Origin of the sequence: Sorangium sp. So ce836 (assembly GCF_028553905.1) — a bacterium.
GTDB lineage: Bacteria > Myxococcota_A > Polyangia > Polyangiales > Polyangiaceae > Sorangium > Sorangium cellulosum_D.
Genome location: NZ_CP102233.1, coordinates 10,797,711 through 10,817,419 on the forward strand (window position 1 = coordinate 10,797,711; position 19,709 = coordinate 10,817,419).

Here is a 19,709-nt window from a genome sequence, read left to right on the forward strand (position 1 = left end):
GCCGGGCGAAGGCTCACAGCGGCGTCCGATGTGCTCCGATCTGCCCTCTGCAGGCCTGACCGTCCCGCTCGCCTCAGCGGGGGCAGACGTCCGCGGCCAGCAAGCGCTCCCTGAGCCGCTCTGCCAGGACCCGGACGTGAGGCTCCCGGAGCATCGTGTGGTGAGATCCCGGGACTTCATGGATCTCGATCGGCTGTGACGAGATCCCAGCCATGGGCTGATAGAGGGCTCCGTAGGGCTCCGTCGCCGGACCGAAGGGGCCGGGCGGCGGCTGCTGCGCTGCCCGGAAATAGACCACACGACCACCATAACAGAGCATCGTGTAGGAGCGCGCGGCCCGCCCGTGAGCCGCCCCGAGCCGCTGGACCGCATCGGCGAAGCCCGGCGCCACGCCGCGCGCTGCGTCGAGGACGAGCTCCGTCAGCTCGCCCTCGTCGAGCCGGCGGAGCTCATCGTACGCCATCCCGGGGCGGGCCATCCTCGCGGCCTCGACGAGCTGCCACAGCCGGCGCTCACGGGTGCTCGGGATCGTGATGTAGCCATCGATCATGGCCAGCAGCGCGACGCGCTCGCCGCACCGCACGAGCTGGTGCGCCATCTCGAACGCGACGAGCCCGCCGAGGGACCAGCCGCCGAGCAGGTAGGGGCCAGCCGGCTTCACGGACCGGATGGCCTCGAGATAACGCGCGGCCATGTCCTCGATCCGCTCATCGGGCGCGGCGCCGTCGTCCAGCCCGATCGCCTGGAGGCCGTAGAAGGGCCGCTCCGTTCCCAGGTGGCGGGCGAGCTCGGTGTAGCAGAGCACCGGCCCGCCGAACGGGTGGACACAGAAGAACGGCGAGCCCTCGCCGCCGGGCTGGATCGCGACGAGCGGCGACCTCGGTCGCGCCCCGTCATCCTGCCGGCCGCGCTCGCCGCCCGGCGGCGCGGGCAAGCTCAGCGCGTCCAGCGCGCGCTCGGCGAGCGCCGCGACGGTCGGATGCTCGAGCAGCAGGTTGACCGGCAGCTTGATGTCGAGGCTCTGCGCGATCCGGTCGCGGAGCTCCAGGCTCATCAGCGAGTCGAGCCCGAGGTCGAGCAGGCTCGCGCCCGGCGCGATCCTCTCTGGAGCGTCCAGCCCCAGCGTCTGCGCCGCGGAGGTCTTCAGCCACCCCTCGAGCACCCGCCGGCGCTCGTCGGGCGCCACCGCCCTGAGGCGCTCGACCAAGGCGACCGCCGCCGGCGCGCCCACGTCGACCGCCGCCGGCGCGCCGCCGGACGCGCGCGGCGCGACCGGGGCGTCCGGCGCCTCCGGTCGCTCGCGCTGGATCCAGTGCCGCGTCCGCTGCCAGGCATACGTCGGCAACGAGACGCAGCGCCCTCCGGCCGGATAGAGGCGCTTCCAGGCGACGGCGTGGCCGTGCGCGTGGAGCGCCCCGAGCGACTGCAGCAGGCACCGCCGCGCCGGGAGCTCTCGCCGGAGCGAGAAGACCGCATGAGCGTCCGCCCCCCTCGCGGAGAAGCACTGCCGGAGGTGGCCGGAGAGGACGGGATGCGGGCCGACCTCGAGGAAGATCCGGTACCCAGCGGCCAGCGCCGCGTCCACGGCGCCCGCGAACCGCACCCGCTCTCTCATGTTCCTCGCCCAGTACGCCGGATCGAGCTCGCTCCCCGCGACCGGCGCGCCGGTCACCGTGCTGAACAGGGGCAGCGCCGCCTTCTGGGGAGAGAGCCCGGAGAGCGCGGCCTCGAGCTCGCGATCCAGCGGCGCCATCTGCGCGCTGTGGAACGCGTGGCTCACCGGGAGCAGGCGGCAATCCACCCCCTCCCCGCGCAGGCGGCGCAGCACGTCCGCGAGCGCCGCCTCGTCGCCCGCCAGCACGGCCGAGCGCGGATCGTTGACCGCCGCGATGGTGAGGCGATCGCCCGCGCCCTCGAGGAGGCGCGCCGCCTCGTCGGCGGGCACGCCGACCAGCGCCATCTTCCCGAGCCCCTTCGTCCGCTGCATCAGGCGCCCGCGAAGCACCACCAGCCGGACGGCTTCCTCCAGGCTCAGGACGCCCGCGATGTGCGCGGCCGCGATCTCGCCGACGCTGTGCCCGATGACCGCGCCGGGCCGGACGTCCAGGGATCGCCAGAGCTCGGCCATCGCCACCTGGACGGCGAGGAGCGCCGGCTGCGCCACCTCGGTCTCCTGCAGGCGCGAGGTCGCCTCGGGCGCCTCGAGCTCGTCGAGGAGCGACCAGCCGGCGTGGCGCCGCACGAGCGCGTCGCAGGCCTCGAGCGCGGCGCGGTAGCTCGGCTCCTCCGCGAACAGCTCGCGGTGCATGCCGGCCCACTGCGATCCCTGCCCCGAGAACACGAAGGCCACCCGGACCCGCGCGCCCGGCTCCGCGACGCTCCGGGTCGCCCCCGGAGGCGCCTGCCCCTCGGCGCAGGCGTCCAGCGACGCCGCGAGCTCCTCCCGGGAGCTCCCGACCACGGCCAGGCGGTGGCTGTGGTGGCTCCGCCGGACGCTCGCCGTGTAGGCGATGTCCGCGAGGCGCGGGGACGCGTCGGTGACGGGCTCGCGCAGGAGATCGCGCATCGCCCGCGCCGCCGCGACGAGCGCCTCCGGGGACCTCGCCGAGAGGGGCAAGAGGACGACCTTCGCCTCGCCCGCGGAGGCGGCGGCGCTCGGCGGCGCCTCCTCCAGGATCGTATGCGCGTTGGTCCCGCTCAGGCCGAACGCGCTCACGCCCGCGAGGCGGGCGGCGCCGCCCGCCTTCCACTCGAGCTTGCGCGTGGGGATGGAGAGCGACGTGCCCTCCAGCCGGATGCGCGGGTTGAGCGCCCGGAAGTGGAGGTTGGCCGGGATGGCGCCGTGCTGGAGGGCGAGCACCGCCTTGATCAGCCCCGCCACGCCGGCGGCCGCCTCGAGGTGGCCGATGTTCGTCTTCACCGCCCCGAGGACGCACCCGGCCTCGCCCGCGCGCGGCTTGCCCACGACCTGCGCGAGCGCCTCGACCTCGATCGGATCGCCGAGCGAGGTCCCCGTCCCGTGCGTCTCCACGTAACCGATCTCCGAGGCCTGCACCCCGGCGCTCTCCAGGGCCTTCTTCAGCATCGATTGCTGGGAGAGGACGTTGGGAGCGGTCATCCCGGTGGAGCGGCCGTCCTGGTTGACCGCCGAGCCCCGGATGACGGCGCAGATGGGATCGCCGTCGGCCAGCGCGTCGGAGAGCCGCTTCAGGAGCACGAGCCCGCACCCTTCGCCGCGGACGAAGCCGCTCGCCTCCGCGTCGAAGACCTTGCACCGGCCGTCCGGCGAGAGCGCCCCGGTCGTGGCGATGAGCCGCATCATCACCGGCGACAGGAGGAGGTTGACACCGCCCGCGAGGGCGAGCGCGCACTCGCCGCTCCGCAGGCTCTGGCAGGCGAGGTGGATCGCCACGAGCGACGACGAGCACGCGGTGTCGACGGTCAGGCTCGGCCCCTGGAGGCCGAGCGTGTAGGACAGCCTGCCCGCGGGGAAAGAGAAGAAGTTGCCCGTCATGGTGTGGATGTCCTGCGCGCCGGGATCGAACGCGCCGCACAGGTGGGCGTAGTCGTTGGTGGTGATGCCCAGGAAGACGCCCGTGCTGGTGCCCGCGAGCCGCTCCGGGACCTGCCCGCCGCGCTCCAGGGCCTCCCAGGCCACCTCGAGCAGGAGGCGCTGCTGCGGATCCATGCGCTCCGCCTCGCGGGGCGAGATCCCGAAGAACTGAGCGTCGAACAGATCCACGTCCCGGAGGAAGCCGCCCCAGCGGACCGCGCGCGCCCGCGGGTCCGGGGCCTCGTCGGGCGCCGGATCGAGGCGCCACCGCTCGGCGGGGATCTCCGTGACCGCGTCCACGCCGTCCTCGAGCAGCCGCCAGTAGGCCTCCGGCGTCGAGGCGCCGCCAGGGAGCCGGCACGCCATGCCGATGACGGCGATCGGCTCCGCCCTCGCGCGCGCGAGGGCGTCTCGCTCGGCTCGGAGCTCCCGGATGGTGGCGATCGCTTGCCGCAAACGAGCCTCGTAATCCGTCACCGGCACGCTCATACCGATTTCCTCCCGCTGGCCAGCGTCAACTCCTCGTCGAGGAGGCTCAGCAACGCACTTCCGTCGAGATCGCCGAGGGAACCGGCGAAGGTCCGCTCGGTCGCCTCCTGAGCAGGGGCATCGGCCGCCTCGATCTCGGTGAGCAGGTGTTCGGCGAGCGACGCGATGGTCGGGTACGTGAACAGCAGCGTCGCCGAGAGGCTGAGCCCCAGGCTGGACTCGAGGCGGTTGCGGAACTCGAGGCTCATCAGCGAGTCCATCCCGAGGCTGGCGAACACCTCGAGCGGCCCGATGGCGGCCGCATCCACGCGGAGCACGCGGCCGAGCTGCTCCTTCAGGTGCCCTTGCAGGCGGAACCGGCGCTCCTCGGGCGGCTCCCTCTCCAGCGCCTCGCGGACCCGGAGGATGTCCGACGACCTCGGCGCCGCTCGGGCGCGCTCGCGCGTGAGCCGGTCCCAGTAGCGCCACCGCGCGACGCTCGGGTAGGACTCGAGCCACCGGTGCACGTTGAACCGGACGACCGCGATCTGGGGCATGTCCGCCTCGAGCAGGCGCTCCAGCATCCGCAGCCCCTCCTCCTCCGTGAGGCTGTCCATCCCCCGGTCGCCCACGCGGCCCATGACGTCGGCCTGCCGGACCGCGATGCCCACGTCGGAGAAGAGGCCCCAGTCGATGCTCAGCGCGGGGAGCCCGTGCGCGCGCCGGTGATGCGCGAGGGCGTCCAGGAACACGCTCGCCGCGGTGTAGTTCCCGTTGCCCGGCGCGCCGAGCAGCGAGGCCACCGACGAGTACATCACGAAGAAATCGAGCGGCCTGCCCGCGGTCAGCTCGTGCAGGTTCCACGCGCCGTGCATCTTCGGCGCCATGGTCTGCCAGAAGCGCTCGGCGCTCTGCTCCATCACGGTGCTGTCGGCGATGACCATGGCCGCGTGGACGACCCCGCGGAGCGGCGGCGCGCGCCGGTCGATCGCCGCGAGGAGCTCGATGACGTGATCGCGACGCGACACGTCCGCCTGGGCCACGACCACCTGCGCGCCCTGCGCCTCGAGCGCGTCGATCGCGCGCCGCGCCGCTTCGGACGCGCCGCTGCGGCCCGCCAGCACGAGGTGGCGAGCGCCCCGGGCCACCATCCAGCGCGCCAGCGAGAGCCCGAGCCCCCCGAGCCCGCCGACGATGAGGTACGTGCCGTCCGGCCGCAGCGCGGCGCCGCCGGCGCGCCGCTCCCGCAGCGCGGCGCGCGCCATCCGCGCGACGTAGCGCTCGCCCGCCCGGAGCGCGATGTGATCCTCGTCGTCCGTGGCGTCGAGCTCCCGCGCGAGCGAGGCGGCGTCCTCCGGCGCGCGCGCCGGGTCGAGGTCCACGCGCGTGCACCGGAGCTCCGGGTGCTCGGAGGCGAGCACGCGGCCGAAGCCGAGGAGCGGCGCCTGCGACACCGACACCGGCGCCGCCTCCTCCAGGGCCTGCGCGCCGCGGGTCACGAGCCACAGCCGCGGCGCGTCGCGCCACCCCCTGCGCACGAGCGCCTGCGCGAGGAACATCGCGCTCAGCGTCCCGAGGCGCTGATCCCGCTCCAGCGTGTCCAGCGTGACGCCGTCCGGGCCCTGCGCGTCCAGGCTCCACAGGTGCACGACGCCCCGGCACGCCGGGCCGCCGCCGAACGCGTCCTCGAGCAGGAACCGGAACGCCATCGGGTCTCGCGGGTCGAGCTCGTAGAGCCCGGGCGCATGGCGCGCCGTGACCTCGCCGGCCACGGCGACGACGCAGGCGTCGCCCCGCGTTCGCAGGAGCTCCGCGAGCTCGGCGCCGGTCCCGGTCCGGTCCGCGAGCACGACCCAGGCGCCACGGTGGGAGCGGCGCCGATCGCCGTCCGCCGGCACCGGCGCGTGGCGCTCCCACGCGACGGCGTGCAGCAGCTCGTCGCCGTCGCCGTCGCCGTCGTCCGGCGCCGCGAGGCGCCCCTCGGGCCACGGCGCCCGGGGGGCCTCGTCGATCCAGTAGCGCTCTCGCTGGAAAGGGTACGCCGGCAGCGAGACGCAGCGGCCCCCCGACGGATGCTGGCGCTTCCAGTCCACCGGGTAGCCGTGCGCGTAGAGCGCGCCGAGCGCCTCCAGCAAGCTCCGCCGCTCGTCCCGCTCCCGCCGCATCGCCGGGAGCGCCGCGCCCCCGGGCGCCTTCGCGCGCAGCCCTTCCTCGATGGCGGGCGCGAGGATCGGGTGCGGGCTCATCTCGAGGAACAGCGTGGGCCCGCCCTCCGCGAGCCGCTGCACGGCGCCCGAGAACAGCACCGGATCCCGCAGGTTCCGCGCCCAGTACTCCGGCCCGAGCTCCTCGCCGCGGCAGATCTCCCCGCTCACGGTCGAGCGCATGGGCACCCGCGCCGGCGCCGGCGCGAGCCCGTCGAGCGCCGCCCGCAGCTCGTCGAGGAGCGGATCCACCTGCGGGCTGTGCGACGCGACGTCGACCTTCACGCGGCGGCAGAACACCCCGCGCCGCGCGAGCTCCGCCAGGATCTCGTCGAGCGCGATGGGCTCGCCGGACAGCACCGTCGACCGCTCGCTGTTGCTCACCGCCACGGAGACGCGCCCCGCGTGCCCGGCGACGAGCTGCCGCGCCTGCTCCATGGGCAGCTCCACGAGCGCCATCGCACCCGCGCCGCTGATCCGCCGCAGGAGCTTGCTCCGGCGGCAGATGACGCGCGCGGCGTCGTCCAGCGTCAGCGCGCCCGCGACGTGCGCCGCCGCCACCTCGCCCATGCTGTGCCCCACCACGGCGTCCGGCTCCACGCCCCACGCGCGGAAGAGCGCCGACAGGGCCACGCCGATCGCGAAGAGCGCCGGCTGCACGACGTCGATCTCCGCGAGGCGCGAGCGCTCCTCGCCCGCGTGGAGCTCCTCGAGGAGCGACCACCCCGCCTCCCGCGCGATCGCCGCGTCGCACGCGGCCAGGGCCTCGCGGAAGCTCGGCTCCTCGGCGAGGAGCTGCCGCGCCATGCCCGGCCACTGCGAGCCCTGGCCCGGGAACACGAACACGACCCTCGGCCGCGCCGACGCGCGCGCGTCCCCGCGGGCGACGCCGGCGGCCTCCTCGCCCCGCCCGTAGGCCGTGAGCAGCTCGGCGAGCTCCTGCCGCGAGCCGCCGGCGACGGCCAGCCGATGCTCGTGGTGGCTGCGCCGCACGCTCGCGGTGTACGCGATGTCCGCGAGGTCCACGGCGGCTCCGGCGGGGTCGTCGACGAGGAGCCGCCGGTACGCCTCCGCCAGGGCCGAGAGCGCGGCCGGGCTCTTCGCGGAGAGGGGGAGGAGCACCACGGACGCGCGGCCTTCCGGCGACGGCGGGGCGGGCGGCGGGGGCTCCTGCAGCAAGACGTGCGCGTTGGTCCCGCTGATCCCGAAGGCGCTCACCCCCGCGATCCGCGGCGCGCCTCCGGACGGCCAGGGCAGCGGCTCCACCGGGACGGCGAACGGCGTGCCTTCGAGCGAGATCCGCGGGTTCAGCGTCTGGAAATGCAGGTGCTTCGGGATCGTCTCGTGGCGCAGCGCCAGCACGACCTTGATGAACCCCGCCACCCCCGCCGCCGCCTCCAGGTGGCCGATGTTGGTCTTCACCGAGCCGAGCCAGCACGGCGGCCCGTCGGGCCGCGGCCCGCCCAGCACCTCTTTCAGGGCCGTGAGCTCGATCGGATCCCCGAGGGAGGTGCCGGTGCCGTGGGCCTCGACGTAGCCCACCTGGTCAGGCGAGACGCCGGCGCTCTCCAGCGCCTGCCGCAGGAGCGCCTGCTGCGAGAGCACGTTCGGCGCCGTCAGCCCCGACGAGCGCCCATCCTGGTTGACGGCCGAGCCGCGGACCAGCGCCCAGATCCTGTCGCTGTCCCGCTGCGCATCCGAGAGCCGCTTGAGCACGACCATGCCGCAGCCCTCCGCCCGCACGTACCCGTTCGCGGCGGCGTCGAACGTCTTGCATCGACCGTCGGGCGAGAGCGCCTGGGTCTGGCCCATCAGGCACATCGTCAGCGGGGACAGGATGAGGCTGACGCCCCCCGCGATCGCCATGTCGCTCTCGCCGCTCCGGAGGCTCTGGCAGGCGAGGTGGAGCGCGACGAGCGAGGAGGAGCACGCCGTGTCCACCGTCATGCTCGGCCCCTCGAGGCCGAACACGTAGGACAGGCGCCCCGCGGCGGTGCTCGCCAAGGTTCCGGTCGCGCAGTAGGCGTCGAGCTGCCGGGGATCGAGCGAGGCGAAGCGGTGCTGGTAGTCCTGGACCGCCATGCCGATGAACACGCCGGTCCGGCTGCGGAGGAGCCGCTCGGCGGGCTGCCCTGCGTCCTCGAACGCCTCCCAGGCCACCTCGAGCAGGAGACGCTGCTGCGGGTCGAGGCTCGTGGCCTCGCGAGGCGCGATCCCGAAGAAGCGCGCGTCGAACCCGTCGACCCCGTCGAGCAGCCCGGCCCAGCGCGTCCCCGGCAGGCCGTCGGGGATCGCGCCGTCGGGCCACCGCGCCGCGGGGATCCGCTGGATCGCGTCGACGCCGTCCTCCAGCGCCCGCCAGAACGCCTCGGGGTCGCTTCCGCCTCCAGGCAGCCGGCACGCCAGACCGACGACGGCGATCGGCTCGACCTCCTGCGCCGCCGCGGGCTGCGGCGCCGCGCTCGGGAGAGGCGACGCGGGCCGAGCTCCGGCGCCGGCGCCGAGCTGCTCGGCGAGATACGCCGAGAGCCCGGCGACGTGGGGGTACGTCCAGAGCAAGGTCGACGGCAGCGAGAGCCCCAGGCCGGCCTCCAGGCCGTTGCGCAGCTCCAGGCTCATCAGCGAGTTGATGCCGAGATCGTTCAGCGGCACGTGCCGGTCGATGGAGCCCGGTTCGAACCGCAGGACCCTGGCCGCGACCTCCCGGACGAAGCCCTCGATCAGCGACGGCCGCTCCTCCGGCGTCGCGCCGTCGAGCGTCGCACGGAAGCGCGCGACCTCGGGCGCGCGCTGCTTCGCGCGATCGCGCTCCTCGCGCAGGCGCTCCCAGAAGGGCGACGCGGCGGCGGTCGGGTAGAACTCGAGCCACCGGCGCAGGTCGAACCTCAGGACGCCGGCCTGAGCCGCCTCTCCCCCGAGCAGGCGCTCGAGCGCGGCCAGCGCGTCCGCCTCCGTGAGGAGCCCGGTCCCCCCGCGCGAGAGGCGCGCCGCGGCGCCGTGGCGCGCCTCCGCCGGGGTCTCCTCGGCGAAGAGGCCCCAGTCGACGCTCAGCGCGGGCAACCCCCTGGAGCGCCGGTGGTGCGCGAGCGCGCCGAGGAACGCGTCGGCCGCCGCGGAGCCCGCGTCGCCGGGAGCTCCGAGGAGCGGCATCGCCGAGGCGTGCAGGAGGAAGAAGTCGAGAGGCCTGTCTGCGGTCAGCGCGTGCAGGTTCCACGCTCCGCGCGCCCGCGAGGCCGCCGCGGTCCAGGAGCGGCGGGCGTCGCGCTCCGGCGCGGGGCCGCCCGCGGCCGGCTCCGCGTAGACGACCCCCCGGAGCACGCCGAACCGCTGCTCGACGGCCGCCACGACCTCGGCCGCCCGCGACGGCTCGGCCACGTCGACCTCGGCCACGACCACCTGAGCGCCTGCCGCTTCCATCGCGACGATCGCGCTCCGGGCTGCCTCCGTTGCGCCGCCCTCGCCGGTGAGCAGGAGGTGGCGGGCGCCCTTCTCCACCATCCACCGCGAGAGCGAGAGGCCGAACCCCTCGAGGCCTCCGGCGATCAGGTAACCTCCGTCGGCGCGGAAGCTCGCGCTCGCGCCGGGGCTGACCCCGGGGACGCCGCGCTCGAGCCGCGCCACGTACCGCGCCTCGCCGCGCAGCGCGATCCGGTCCTCGCGATCGGCCGCGTCGAGCTCCCGGAGCAGCGCGGCGGCCTCGCCGGATGCGGGGGTCGGGCCCAGATCGACGCGCTTGCACCGGAGCTCCGCGTGCTCGGCCGAGAGCACACCCCCGACGCCCCAGAGCGGCGCTTGGGCCACGGACACCGGCGCCGGCTCGGCCACGGCCTGCGCGCCGCGGGTGACGAGCCAGAGCGGCGGCGCGTCGCGCCACCCCCTGCGCGAGAGCGCCTGCGCCAGCGAGAGCGCGCTCAGGCCTGCGCGGCGCAGGTCTGCCTCGAGCGTCTCCGGCGTCGTCGCCTCCGCCGCCGCGGCGTTCAGGCCGAGGAGATGCACGACACCCCGGCACGCCGCGTCACCCTGGAACGCGTCGTCCAGCAGCGCCGAGAGCGCCGCGCTGTCCGAGGGGTCGACCTCGTAGCGCCCGTCCCCGAGGCGCGCATAGCGCTCCCCCGGAACGGCGCGCACGCACGCGTCGCCCCGCTGGCCGAGGAGCGCGGCCACCTCCTCACCCGTACCGTCCCGATCCAGGAGCAGGAGCCACGCGCCGCGCGACTTGCGAGGGGCGGCCGGCGGGCGCGCGGGTTCGCTGCGATGCCAGGCGACGGCGTAGAGCAGCTCCTCCGTGGTCCCGGGCGCCTCGAGGGTCGCCGGGCGCGCGGGCGCGCCCCCCTCGATCCAGTACCGTTCCCGCTGCCAGGGATACGCCGGCAGCGGGACGCAGCGCCCGCCCGACGGATACTGCAGCTTCCAGCGCACCGGATAGCCGTGGGCGTAGAGGGCTCCGAGCGCCCAGAGCACGCTCCGCCGCTCTTCCTGGTCGCGCCGCATCGTGGGGAGCGCCTTGCCCCCCGTGCCCCGCTCGGACAGGAGCTGCTGGAGGTTGGCCAGGAGCACCGGGTGCGGGCCGATCTCCAGGAAGATCTCGTGGCCGTCCGCCCACGCCGCGGAGACGGCCCGGGCGAGCTGCACCGGCTCACGGACGTTCCGCGCCCAGTACCCCGCGTCGAGCGGCTCGCCCTCGAGGCGCGCGCCCGTCACGGTGCTGTACATCGCGATCGACGCCCGGCCCGCCGCGACCTCCCCCAGCGCGCCCCGGAGGTCGCGTTGCAGGGGCTCCATCTGCGGGCTGTGGGAGGCGTAGTCGACCCGCAGCATGCGGCACGGCACCTGCCTCGCCTGCAGGCTCGCCACCACCTCCTCGAGCGCGGCCGCGTCGCCGGAGAGCACCACGGAGCGCGCGTCGTTGATCGCCGCGATCGAGATCCGGTCCGCGCGCCCCTCCAGGACGGCCGCCGCCTCGTCCTCGGACAGCGCCACGGACGCCATCTTCCCGAGGCCCGTGGCGCGCTGCGTGATACGCCCGCGGATCGCCACGATCCGGATCGCCTCGTCCAGGCTCAGGACGCCGGCGACGTGCGCGGCCGCCACTTCGCCGACGCTGTGGCCGATCACGGCGTCGGGCGTGACGCCCAGCGTTCGCAACAGCGCCGAAAGAGCCACCTGCACGGCGAAGATCGCCAGCTGAGTGACCTCCGTCCGATCCAGCCTCGAGGTCGCCTCGGGGGCGGCGAGCTCGGCGAGCAGCGAGAAGCCCGCGTGCCGCTGCACGAGCGGCTCGCACGCCTCTAGCGCCGCGCGGAAGGCGGGCTCCTCGGCGAGGAGCTGCTGCCCCATCCCCACCCACTGCGAGCCCTGCCCGGAGAACACGAACACCACCTGGGGCTGCCACCCGAGCACCGTCTGCCCGCTCGCCGCGGCGGGGTGCGCTTCGCCCCGCGCGTGCGCGCCGAGCGCCTCGGCGAGCTCCTCGCGGGACCGGCCCACCACGGCGAGGCGGAGCTCGTGGTGGCGGCGCCGCACGCTCGCCGTGTACGCGATGTCCGCGAGCCGCACGTCGGGCGGCGCGCCGCCGAGGAAGCGCTCGTAGGCCTCGGCCAGGGCGGCGAGCGCCTGGGGGGACCTCGCCGACAGGGGCAGCAGCGTGAGCGGGGCGTCCTGGAGCGCGGGCGGCTCGGGGACCTCCGGCGCCTCCTCCAGCACGAGGTGGGCGTTGGTCCCGCTCATCCCGAACGAGCTCACGCCCGCGCGGCGGGGCCGCTCCCCGCGGCGCCACGGCTCGGCCGCCGTCGCCACCTCGATCGGGAGGTCGGCCCACGGGATGCGCGGGTTGAGCGCGCGCGCGTGCAGCTGCGCCGGCAGCGCCCCGTGCCCCAGCGACAGCACCACCTTCATCACGCCGGCCACGCCCGCCGCCGACTCGAGGTGGCCGATGTTCGTCTTCACCGACCCGATCTTGAGCGGCCGGCCTCCGGGCCTCCCCTCGCCGTAGACCGCCCCGAGCGCCTCGACCTCGATGGGATCGCCGAGCGCCGTCCCGGTGCCGTGCGCCTCGACGTAATCGATGTCGCCGGGCGAGAGCCCCGCGATCGCCAGCGCCGCGCGCACCACCGCCTCCTGCGCCTTGCCGTTCGGCACGGTGATGCCGGCGCTGCGGCCGTCGCTGTTCACGGCCGAGCCGCGGATCACCGCCAGGATGCGGTCGCCGTCGCGCGCCGCGTCCGACAGGCGCTTCAGCACGACCATGCCGCAGCCCTCGCCCCGGCCATACCCGTCCGCGTCCGCGGAGAACGTCTTGCACCGCCCGTCCGGCGCCAGCGCGTGGAGGCGCGACAGGTACACGCCGAGGTGCGGGGCCAGCATCAGCTGGACCCCGCCCGCGACCGCCACCCGGCACTCGCCCGCCCACAGGCTCCGGCAGGCGAGGTGGATCGCCGTCAGCGACGACGAGCACGCCGTGTCGACGGCCATGCTCGGCCCCTCGAGCCCGAGCGCGTGCGAGAGCCGGCCCGCGGAGAAGCTCGTGAACGTCCCCGAGAGCGTGTAGGCGTCCAGCGCCTCGAGATCCGCGTGCGCCCGCTGCAGGATGCCGTAGTCGCTCGGCCCGATCCCGACGAAGACGCCCGTCAGCGGCTGCTCGCCGGGCACCACGCCCGCGTCCTCCATGGCCTCCCAGATGACCTCGAGCAGCAGCCGGTGCTGCGGATCGAGGTGGACCGCCTCCCGCGGCGCGATCCCGAAGAAGCGCGCGTCGAACCGATCCGGCGCCGCGGCCAGGAAGGCGCCCTCCCGGACGTACATCTTGCCGGCCGCGTCCGGATCGGGGTCGTAGTACGCCGCGGCGTCCCAGCGGTCCGGAGGGATCGGCCCCACGGCGTCGACCCGCTGCTCGAGCAACCGCCAGAAGTCCTCCGGGGTCTCCACGCCCCCCGGCAGGCGGCACCCCATCCCCACGATGGCGATCGGCTCGTCGCCGATCGCGGCGCGCCCGCCGGCGTCGCTCGATGCCGCGCCGCCCGCGCCGCCCGCGCCGTCCGCGCCCGCGCGCTCCTCGGCCTCCGGAGGCGCGGCGTCGCCCGGCAGGCTCGGCGACAGCTCCTCGAGCAGGAAGTCGGTCATCGCGACGGCGTTCGGGTGGTTGAACGTCACGCTCGACGACAGCGGCCGGCCGAGCGCGCGGCCGAGGCGCTGGCACAGATCCACGGCCATCAGCGAATCCATGCCGAGCTCGAAGAAGCCCCGGGTCGGGCTCACCTCGTCGGCCTCGGCGAACCCGAGCGTCTCGGCGACCGAGGCCTGGATCCGCCGCTGGAGCATCCGGCGCCGCTCCCGCGGCGGCGCCGCCGCGAGCTCGCCGAGGAGGGCGGGCGCGGCGTCGCCCGGCGCGGGCGCGGCGTCGCCCGGCGCGGGCGCCGTGGCGCGCGGCACCTCGGAGAGCAGCGGGCGGGGGCCGCTGCTCTCGACCACCGCGCAGAACCGCGGCCAGTCGACGTCGGCCACGACCACCTGCGCCGCCCCGGCGGTCATGCAGAAGGACAGCGCCGCCATGGCCTGCTCCGGGCCGAAGGCCCGCACGCCGCGCTCCTCGAGCGACGCGAGCGCGGAGGTCGCCATGCCGCCGCCGCGCCACGGCCCGAAGCTCACGGCGACCGCGGGCGCCCCGGCGGCGCGGCGCGCCCGGACGAGCGCGTCCTGGAACGCGTTCGCCGCCGCGTAGCCGGCCTGCCGCGCCGAGCCCCACACCGCGGCGATCGACGTGAAGCAGACGAACGCGTCGAGGGGCCGGCCGCGCGTCAGCGCGTCGAGCGCCGCGGTCCCGTGGACCTTCGGCGCGAGCACCCGGCGGAGCCCCGCGCCGTCGAGGGCCGAGAGCGGCGTCTGATCGGAGACGCCCGCCAGATGAAACACCGCGGAGAGCGGCGGCAGCCGGGCGTCGATGTCCGCGAGCACGGCGGCCATCGCCGCCGCGTCGGCCACGTCGGCCTGCGCCACGGTCACGCGCGCCCCGAGCGCCTCGAGCGACGCGAGGAAGTCGCGGTCGTCGGCCGACGCGCCCTTGCGGCTCGTGAGCACGAGGTGCCGCGCGCCCCGCTGCGCCGCCCACCGCGCGACATGCCTGCCCAGCGCGCCGAGCCCCCCGGTGATGAGCGCCGTGCCCGACGTGGACCAGGCCGGCGCGCCGGCCGGCGCTCCCGCTCCGGCGCAGCGCACGAGCCGCTCCACGAACCGCCCCGACGCCCGGAGCGCGACGTGGTCCTCGCCGTCGGGGCTCAGCACCTGCGCGGCGAGCGCGGCGATGTCGTGCTCCCCGGGGGAAGGCGGCAGGTCGACGAGCCCTCCCCAGACCTCCGGGTGCTCGAGCGACAGGGTCCGGCCGAGCCCCCAGAGCGCCGCCTGCGCGGGCGCCGTGACCGGGTCGCCCTCGCCCACCGACACCGCCCCGCGGGTCACGAACCAGAGCCGCGGCCGCTCGCCCTGCCCCGCCTGCAGGGCGGCGCGCAGCAAGGCCGGCGCGCTCCCGACGCCCCGCGCGAGCGCGGCGTCCAGCGAGCCCTCGCCCTCCGGCGCGCCGCCGAGGCTCCACAGGTGGACCACGCCGCGCACGGGCCCGCGCTCGGCCGCGCGCTCCGCCCACCACGCCGCGAGGCCCTCGGGCGCCTCGGGCGTCGAATCGCCCGTCCACGCCGGCTCCGCCGCGCGCGCCGCGGCGCTCCCCAGGCGGAGCCGGGAGCAGGTCGCGCCCGCCGCCTCGAGCGCGTCGGCCAGCCTGTCGCCGGTCCCGCCCTCGTCCACGAGCGCGACCCAGTGCCCGGCCGCGGCCGGGCGCGGGCGCGGCGCGAGGGGCGCTGGCTTCCACGAGAGCTCGTGGAGCCACGGCTGGATCTCCGCCGCCGCACGCTCCTGATCCGCCCTCGCCCGCAGCGCGTCGAGCACCCGGCCGACGACGCCGAGCTCCTCGGCCGAGAGCGCCGCCGAGAGCCCGAGCTGCGCCGCGAAGGCCGCCGCGTCGGCCGACCGGAGGAGCGACGGGAGCGCCGCCGCGGGCGCGCCCTTCGCCTCGCGCCGCGCGTCCCCGGGCGCCTCGAGCCAGTACCGCTTGCGCTGCCACGGATAGCCCGGCAAGGACACGCAGCGCCCGCCCGCCGGGTACACCCGGGCCCAGTCGACCCGGCACCCGCGCGTGTGGAGGGCGCCCAGCGCCTCGAGCAGGCAGCGCCGCGCGTCGCGGCCCCGGCGCAAGGTCGGGGCGACCAGCCCGTCGACCCCGCGCGCCGAGAGGCACCGCTGCACGTTGGCCGAGAGCACGGGGTGCGGCCCCACCTCCACGAAGATCCGGTGCCCGGCGGTCACGGCGCCGTCGATCGCGCGCGCGAGCAGCACCGGCTCCCGGACGTTCCTCGCCCAGTACGACGCGTCGAGCGCCTCGCCGTCGATGCCCTCGCCCGTCACGGTGCTCACCAGCACCCGCTCCGCGCGGCGCCGCGCGATCTCCCCGAGCGCGCCCGCGAGCTCCTCGCCGAACGGATCCATCTGGGGGCTGTGGAACGCGTAGTTCACCCGCAGCTCGCGGCACTCGACCCGGGCGCGCCGGAGCTCCGCCACCACCTCGCCGAGCGCCGCCGCTTCGCCGGACAGCACGACCGAGCCGGGGTCGTTGACGGCGGCGATCGAGAGCCGCCCCTCGTAACCTTCGAGCGCGCGCGCCGCCTGCTCCGGGGACGTCTGGACCGAGGCCATCTTCCCCAGGCCGGTCGCCTGCTGCATGATCCGCCCGCGGTGGTGGACGATGCGCACCGCCTCCTCGAGGCGGATCGCCCCCGCGACGTGCGCCGCCGCGATCTCGCCGACGCTGTGCCCGATCACGGCGTCCGGGGCGATCCCCCAGGAGCCGAGGAGCGCCGCGAGCGCGACCTCCACCGCGAACAGCGCGGCCTGCGCGACCTGCGTCTCCTGCAGGCGCGACGAGGCCTCCGGCGCCTCGAGCGCCTCCAGCAGCGACCAGCCGGCGAGCGGCGCGAGGAGCCGGTCGCACGCCTCCAGCGCGTCGCGGAAGACGGGCTCCTGCCGGAGGAGCGCCTGCCCCATGCCCGGCCACTGCGATCCCTGGCCCGAGAACACGAGCACCACCGAGGGGCGCTGCCCCGGCGGCGCCTCGCCCAGCGCGGCGCGCCCGCGCGCGAGGTCGTCGAGGGCGCCGGCCATCTCCTCGTGCGAGCAGCCCACGACCGCCAGCCGGTGCTCGAGGTGGCTGCGCCGGACGCTCGCCGTGTAGCAGACGTCGCGCAGCGGGCCGCTCTCCGGCGAGCGCAGCCGGGACGCCGTCGAGCGCGAAAGCTCGAGGAGCGCGGGCCTGGAGCGCGCCGAGAGCACGAGCAGCTCGGGCGTGGCGGGCTCGCCCGCGTCCGCCGGGCTCGAGGCCGCTTCCGGCCCTGCAGCGCGCGGCTCCCCGAGCGGCGCCGGCAGGGCCTCCGCCGCCACGAGCGGAGCCACCCGGCGCCACGCGACGGGCGCGCCGAGCATGTAGAGCTCGCCCAGCGAGCCGAGCATGCACTCCCGGGCCGGCTCGTCCCGCCGCAGCGACGGCAGCGCGACGCCGCTCCGCCCCTTCCGGGCCAGGCTGGACGCGACGGCGTGGGCGAGGACGGGGTGAGGATCGAGCTCGAGGAAGACGCCGAACCCATCGTCGATCAGCCGATCGAGCGCGGCGTCGAGGCGCACCGGCTCCCGGAGGTTCCGGGCCCAGTACGCGGCGTCCTGCGCCGCGCCGTCGAGCCGCGCCCCCGTGACCGTCGAGTAGATCGGCGCATCGCCCCCGCGCGGCGCGATCCCCTGCAGAGCGCGCGTGAGCTCGGGGCACAGCGCGTCCATGTGCGGGCTGTGCGAGGCGTAATCCATCCGGACCTGCCGGCCCGTCACCCCCTGCTCGGCGAGCGCCTGCAGCAGCGCCTCGAGCGCCGCCGGCTCGCCCGAGATCAGGGTGGATCCCGGGCTGTTGCTCCCCGCGAGGAAGAGGCGGCCCTCGTGGCCGGCGAGCGCGCGCGCCGCGTCGTCCGCGGAGAGCTCCACGACGGCCACGGCGCCCGAGCCGCTCTGCTGCCGGACGAGCCTGCCCATCGCGCAGATGACCGCGGCGGCGTCCTCGAGCGTCAGCGCGCCGGCGACGCAGGCCGCCGCGACCTCGCCGATGCTCTGCCCCACCACCGCGTCCGGCTCGATGCCCCAGGAACGCCACAGCGCCGCCAGCCCGACCTGGATCGCGAAGATGGCCGGCTGGACGACGTCGGCCTCCTCGAGCAGGCGCCCGTCGCCCGCCGCCAGCGCGGCGAGCAGCGAGAAGCTCGCGTGCGGCCGCATCGCCGCGTCGCACCGCTCGAGGGTCGACCGGAAGACGGGCTCCTCGAGCAGGAGATCGCGCCCCATGGAGAGCCACTGCGAGCCGTGCCCGCCGAAGACGAAGGCGACCTTCGGCCGCCCGCCGGCCGCCTTGCCGATCGAGCCGCCCGGCTGCGCGCATCCGGCCAGGAGGGCGTCGAGGCGCGCGGCGAGCTCGCCGTGCGAGGAGACGGCGAGCGCGAGCCGGCGCTCCTCGCCGCTGAGCCGCGCCGCGGCCGCGCCGCAGAGCGCCTGCACGGAGGGCCGGTCGCCGCCCTCGCCGGCTGCGGCGAGCGCGTGGACGCGCCGGCAGAGGGCCGCGAGCTCCTCGGCGCTCGGCGCGGACAGCGGCAGGAGGTGCACCTCGCGGCGCCGGGGCGCCTCGAGCACGACGTGGCAGTTGGTCCCGCCGAAGCCGAAGGAGCTGACGCCGGCCAGCGCCGGCCCGCGCTCCTTCTCGGGCCACCGCTCCGTCGCGCGCTGCACCGAGAGCCGCAGCTCGTCGAACGGGATGTGCGGGTTCGGCTGCTCGAAGTGGATGCTCGGCTGGAGCGTAAGGCGCCGCATCGAGAGCGCGACGCGGATGAGCCCCGCCACGCCCGCGGCGCCCTCGAGGTGGCCGATGTTCGTCTTGACCGATCCGATCCGGAGCGGCCGCTCCGGCGGGCGATCCGCGCACAGCACGGCGCTGAGCGCCCTCGCCTCGATGGGGTCCCCGAGGATGGTGCCGGTGCCGTGGGCCTCGACGTAATCGACGTCTTCCGGCCGCACCCCCGCGCGCGCGTAGGCCTCGCGGAGGAGGGCCTCCTGCGCCTTCGGGTTCGGCGCGGAGAGCCCGTTGCTGAGCCCGTCGTTGTTGACGGCGCTGCCGCGGATCACGCAGTAGATGGGGTCGCCCGCCGCGAGCGCGCGGGAGAGCGGCTTCAGCACCACCACGCCGCCGCCCTCGCCGCGGGCATACCCGTTCGCGCGCGCGTCGAACGCCTTCGAGCGGCCGTCGGGCGCGAGCGCCCCGAACTTGGAGATGGCGACCATGCTCTCGGGGGCGAGGATCAGGTTCACGCCCCCGGCGAGCGCGAGGTCGCACTCGCCGAGCCGCAGGCTCTGGCACGCGAGGTGGACCGCGACGAGCGACGAGGAGCAGGCCGTGTTCACGTGCAGGCTCGGCCCCTCCAGGCCGAGCGCATAGGAGACCCGGGCGGCGAGGATGCTGAGGTCCTGCCCGACGGCCGTATGCTGGACGATCGCGTCGATGTGGCCACCGTCCACGCGCGCGTAATCGCCCCACATGGCGCCGACGAACACGCCGGTCTGGCTGCCCTCGAGCGATCGCGGGGGCACGCCGGCGTCCTCCAGCGACTCCCACGCGAGCTCCAGCATCAGCCTTTGCTGGGGATCCATCTGGACCGCCTCGCGCGGCGAGATGTCGAAGAACTGCGGATCGAAGAGATCCACCCGGTCGAGGAACCCGCCGCGGCGCGCGCTCATTTTCCCCGGAGCGCCGCGATCGGCGCTGTAGAGCGCGTCGACGTCCCACCGCCCCGGAGGGACGTCGGAGGTCGCGTCCACGCCGCCCCGCAGGAGCCGCCAGAACGCGTCCGGGTCCGGCGCCTGCGGGAACCGGCAGGCGACGCCGATGACGGCGATCGGCTCGGGGCTCGACGCCCCGAGGGCGCCGTCGCCCGTGCGCGCGCCCCGGGGAGCGGGCGATAGCCCCGGCCCCTCGGCCACGTAACGAGAGAGCCGCTCGATCGTCGGGCACTCCCATATCAGCGTGGGGTGGAGCCGGCGCCCGAGGGCCTCCGCCAGCGCGGCGATCAGGCCCATCGCAGCGGTGGAGTCGAGCCCACAATCGGTGAACCGCGCGCCGGGCTCGATCGACCCTGGCGACACGCCCGAGCGCTCCGCGATCCTCTCCGTGAGCCATCGCTGGACCTCAGCAATGGTGGAGATCTGCGTCCGTGATTCGCGCGACATAGCCGTCTCCTTCAGGCAGAGCGTAAAAACATCGCCTCTGAGGAAAGGTTCGTTGCTCGCTGGATCTCAGGGCTCAGACGCCGAACGCGCAGCGCCTCGCCATAACGACCGTTACAGGAAATAAGTCGCTTACG

2 protein-coding genes are annotated in these 19,709 nt (G+C 75.8%); both read right to left on the reverse strand.

Annotated features, from left to right (window positions below):
* Positions 1-73 precede the first annotated feature (73 nt).
* Positions 74-4,042, reverse strand: a complete 3,969-nt coding sequence (locus tag NQZ70_RS39410; protein ID WP_129578822.1) for a type I polyketide synthase — start codon at positions 4,040-4,042, stop codon at positions 74-76.
* Entirely contained in the window at positions 4,039-19,575 is a 15,537-nt protein-coding gene (locus NQZ70_RS39415; protein WP_129578823.1) for a type I polyketide synthase, read from the reverse strand. The genes NQZ70_RS39410 and NQZ70_RS39415 overlap by 4 nt, the downstream gene beginning before the upstream one ends.
* Between the last annotated feature and the right edge of the window lie 134 nt (positions 19,576-19,709).

Excerpts from the sequence above, each read along its gene's own strand:
- NQZ70_RS39415 (WP_129578823.1), bottom strand. The coding sequence starts at position 19,575 with ATGTCGCGCGAATCACGGACGCAGATCTCCACCATTGCTGAGGTCCAG.
- NQZ70_RS39410 (WP_129578822.1), bottom strand. The coding sequence starts at position 4,042 with ATGAGCGTGCCGGTGACGGATTACGAGGCTCGTTTGCGGCAAGCGATC.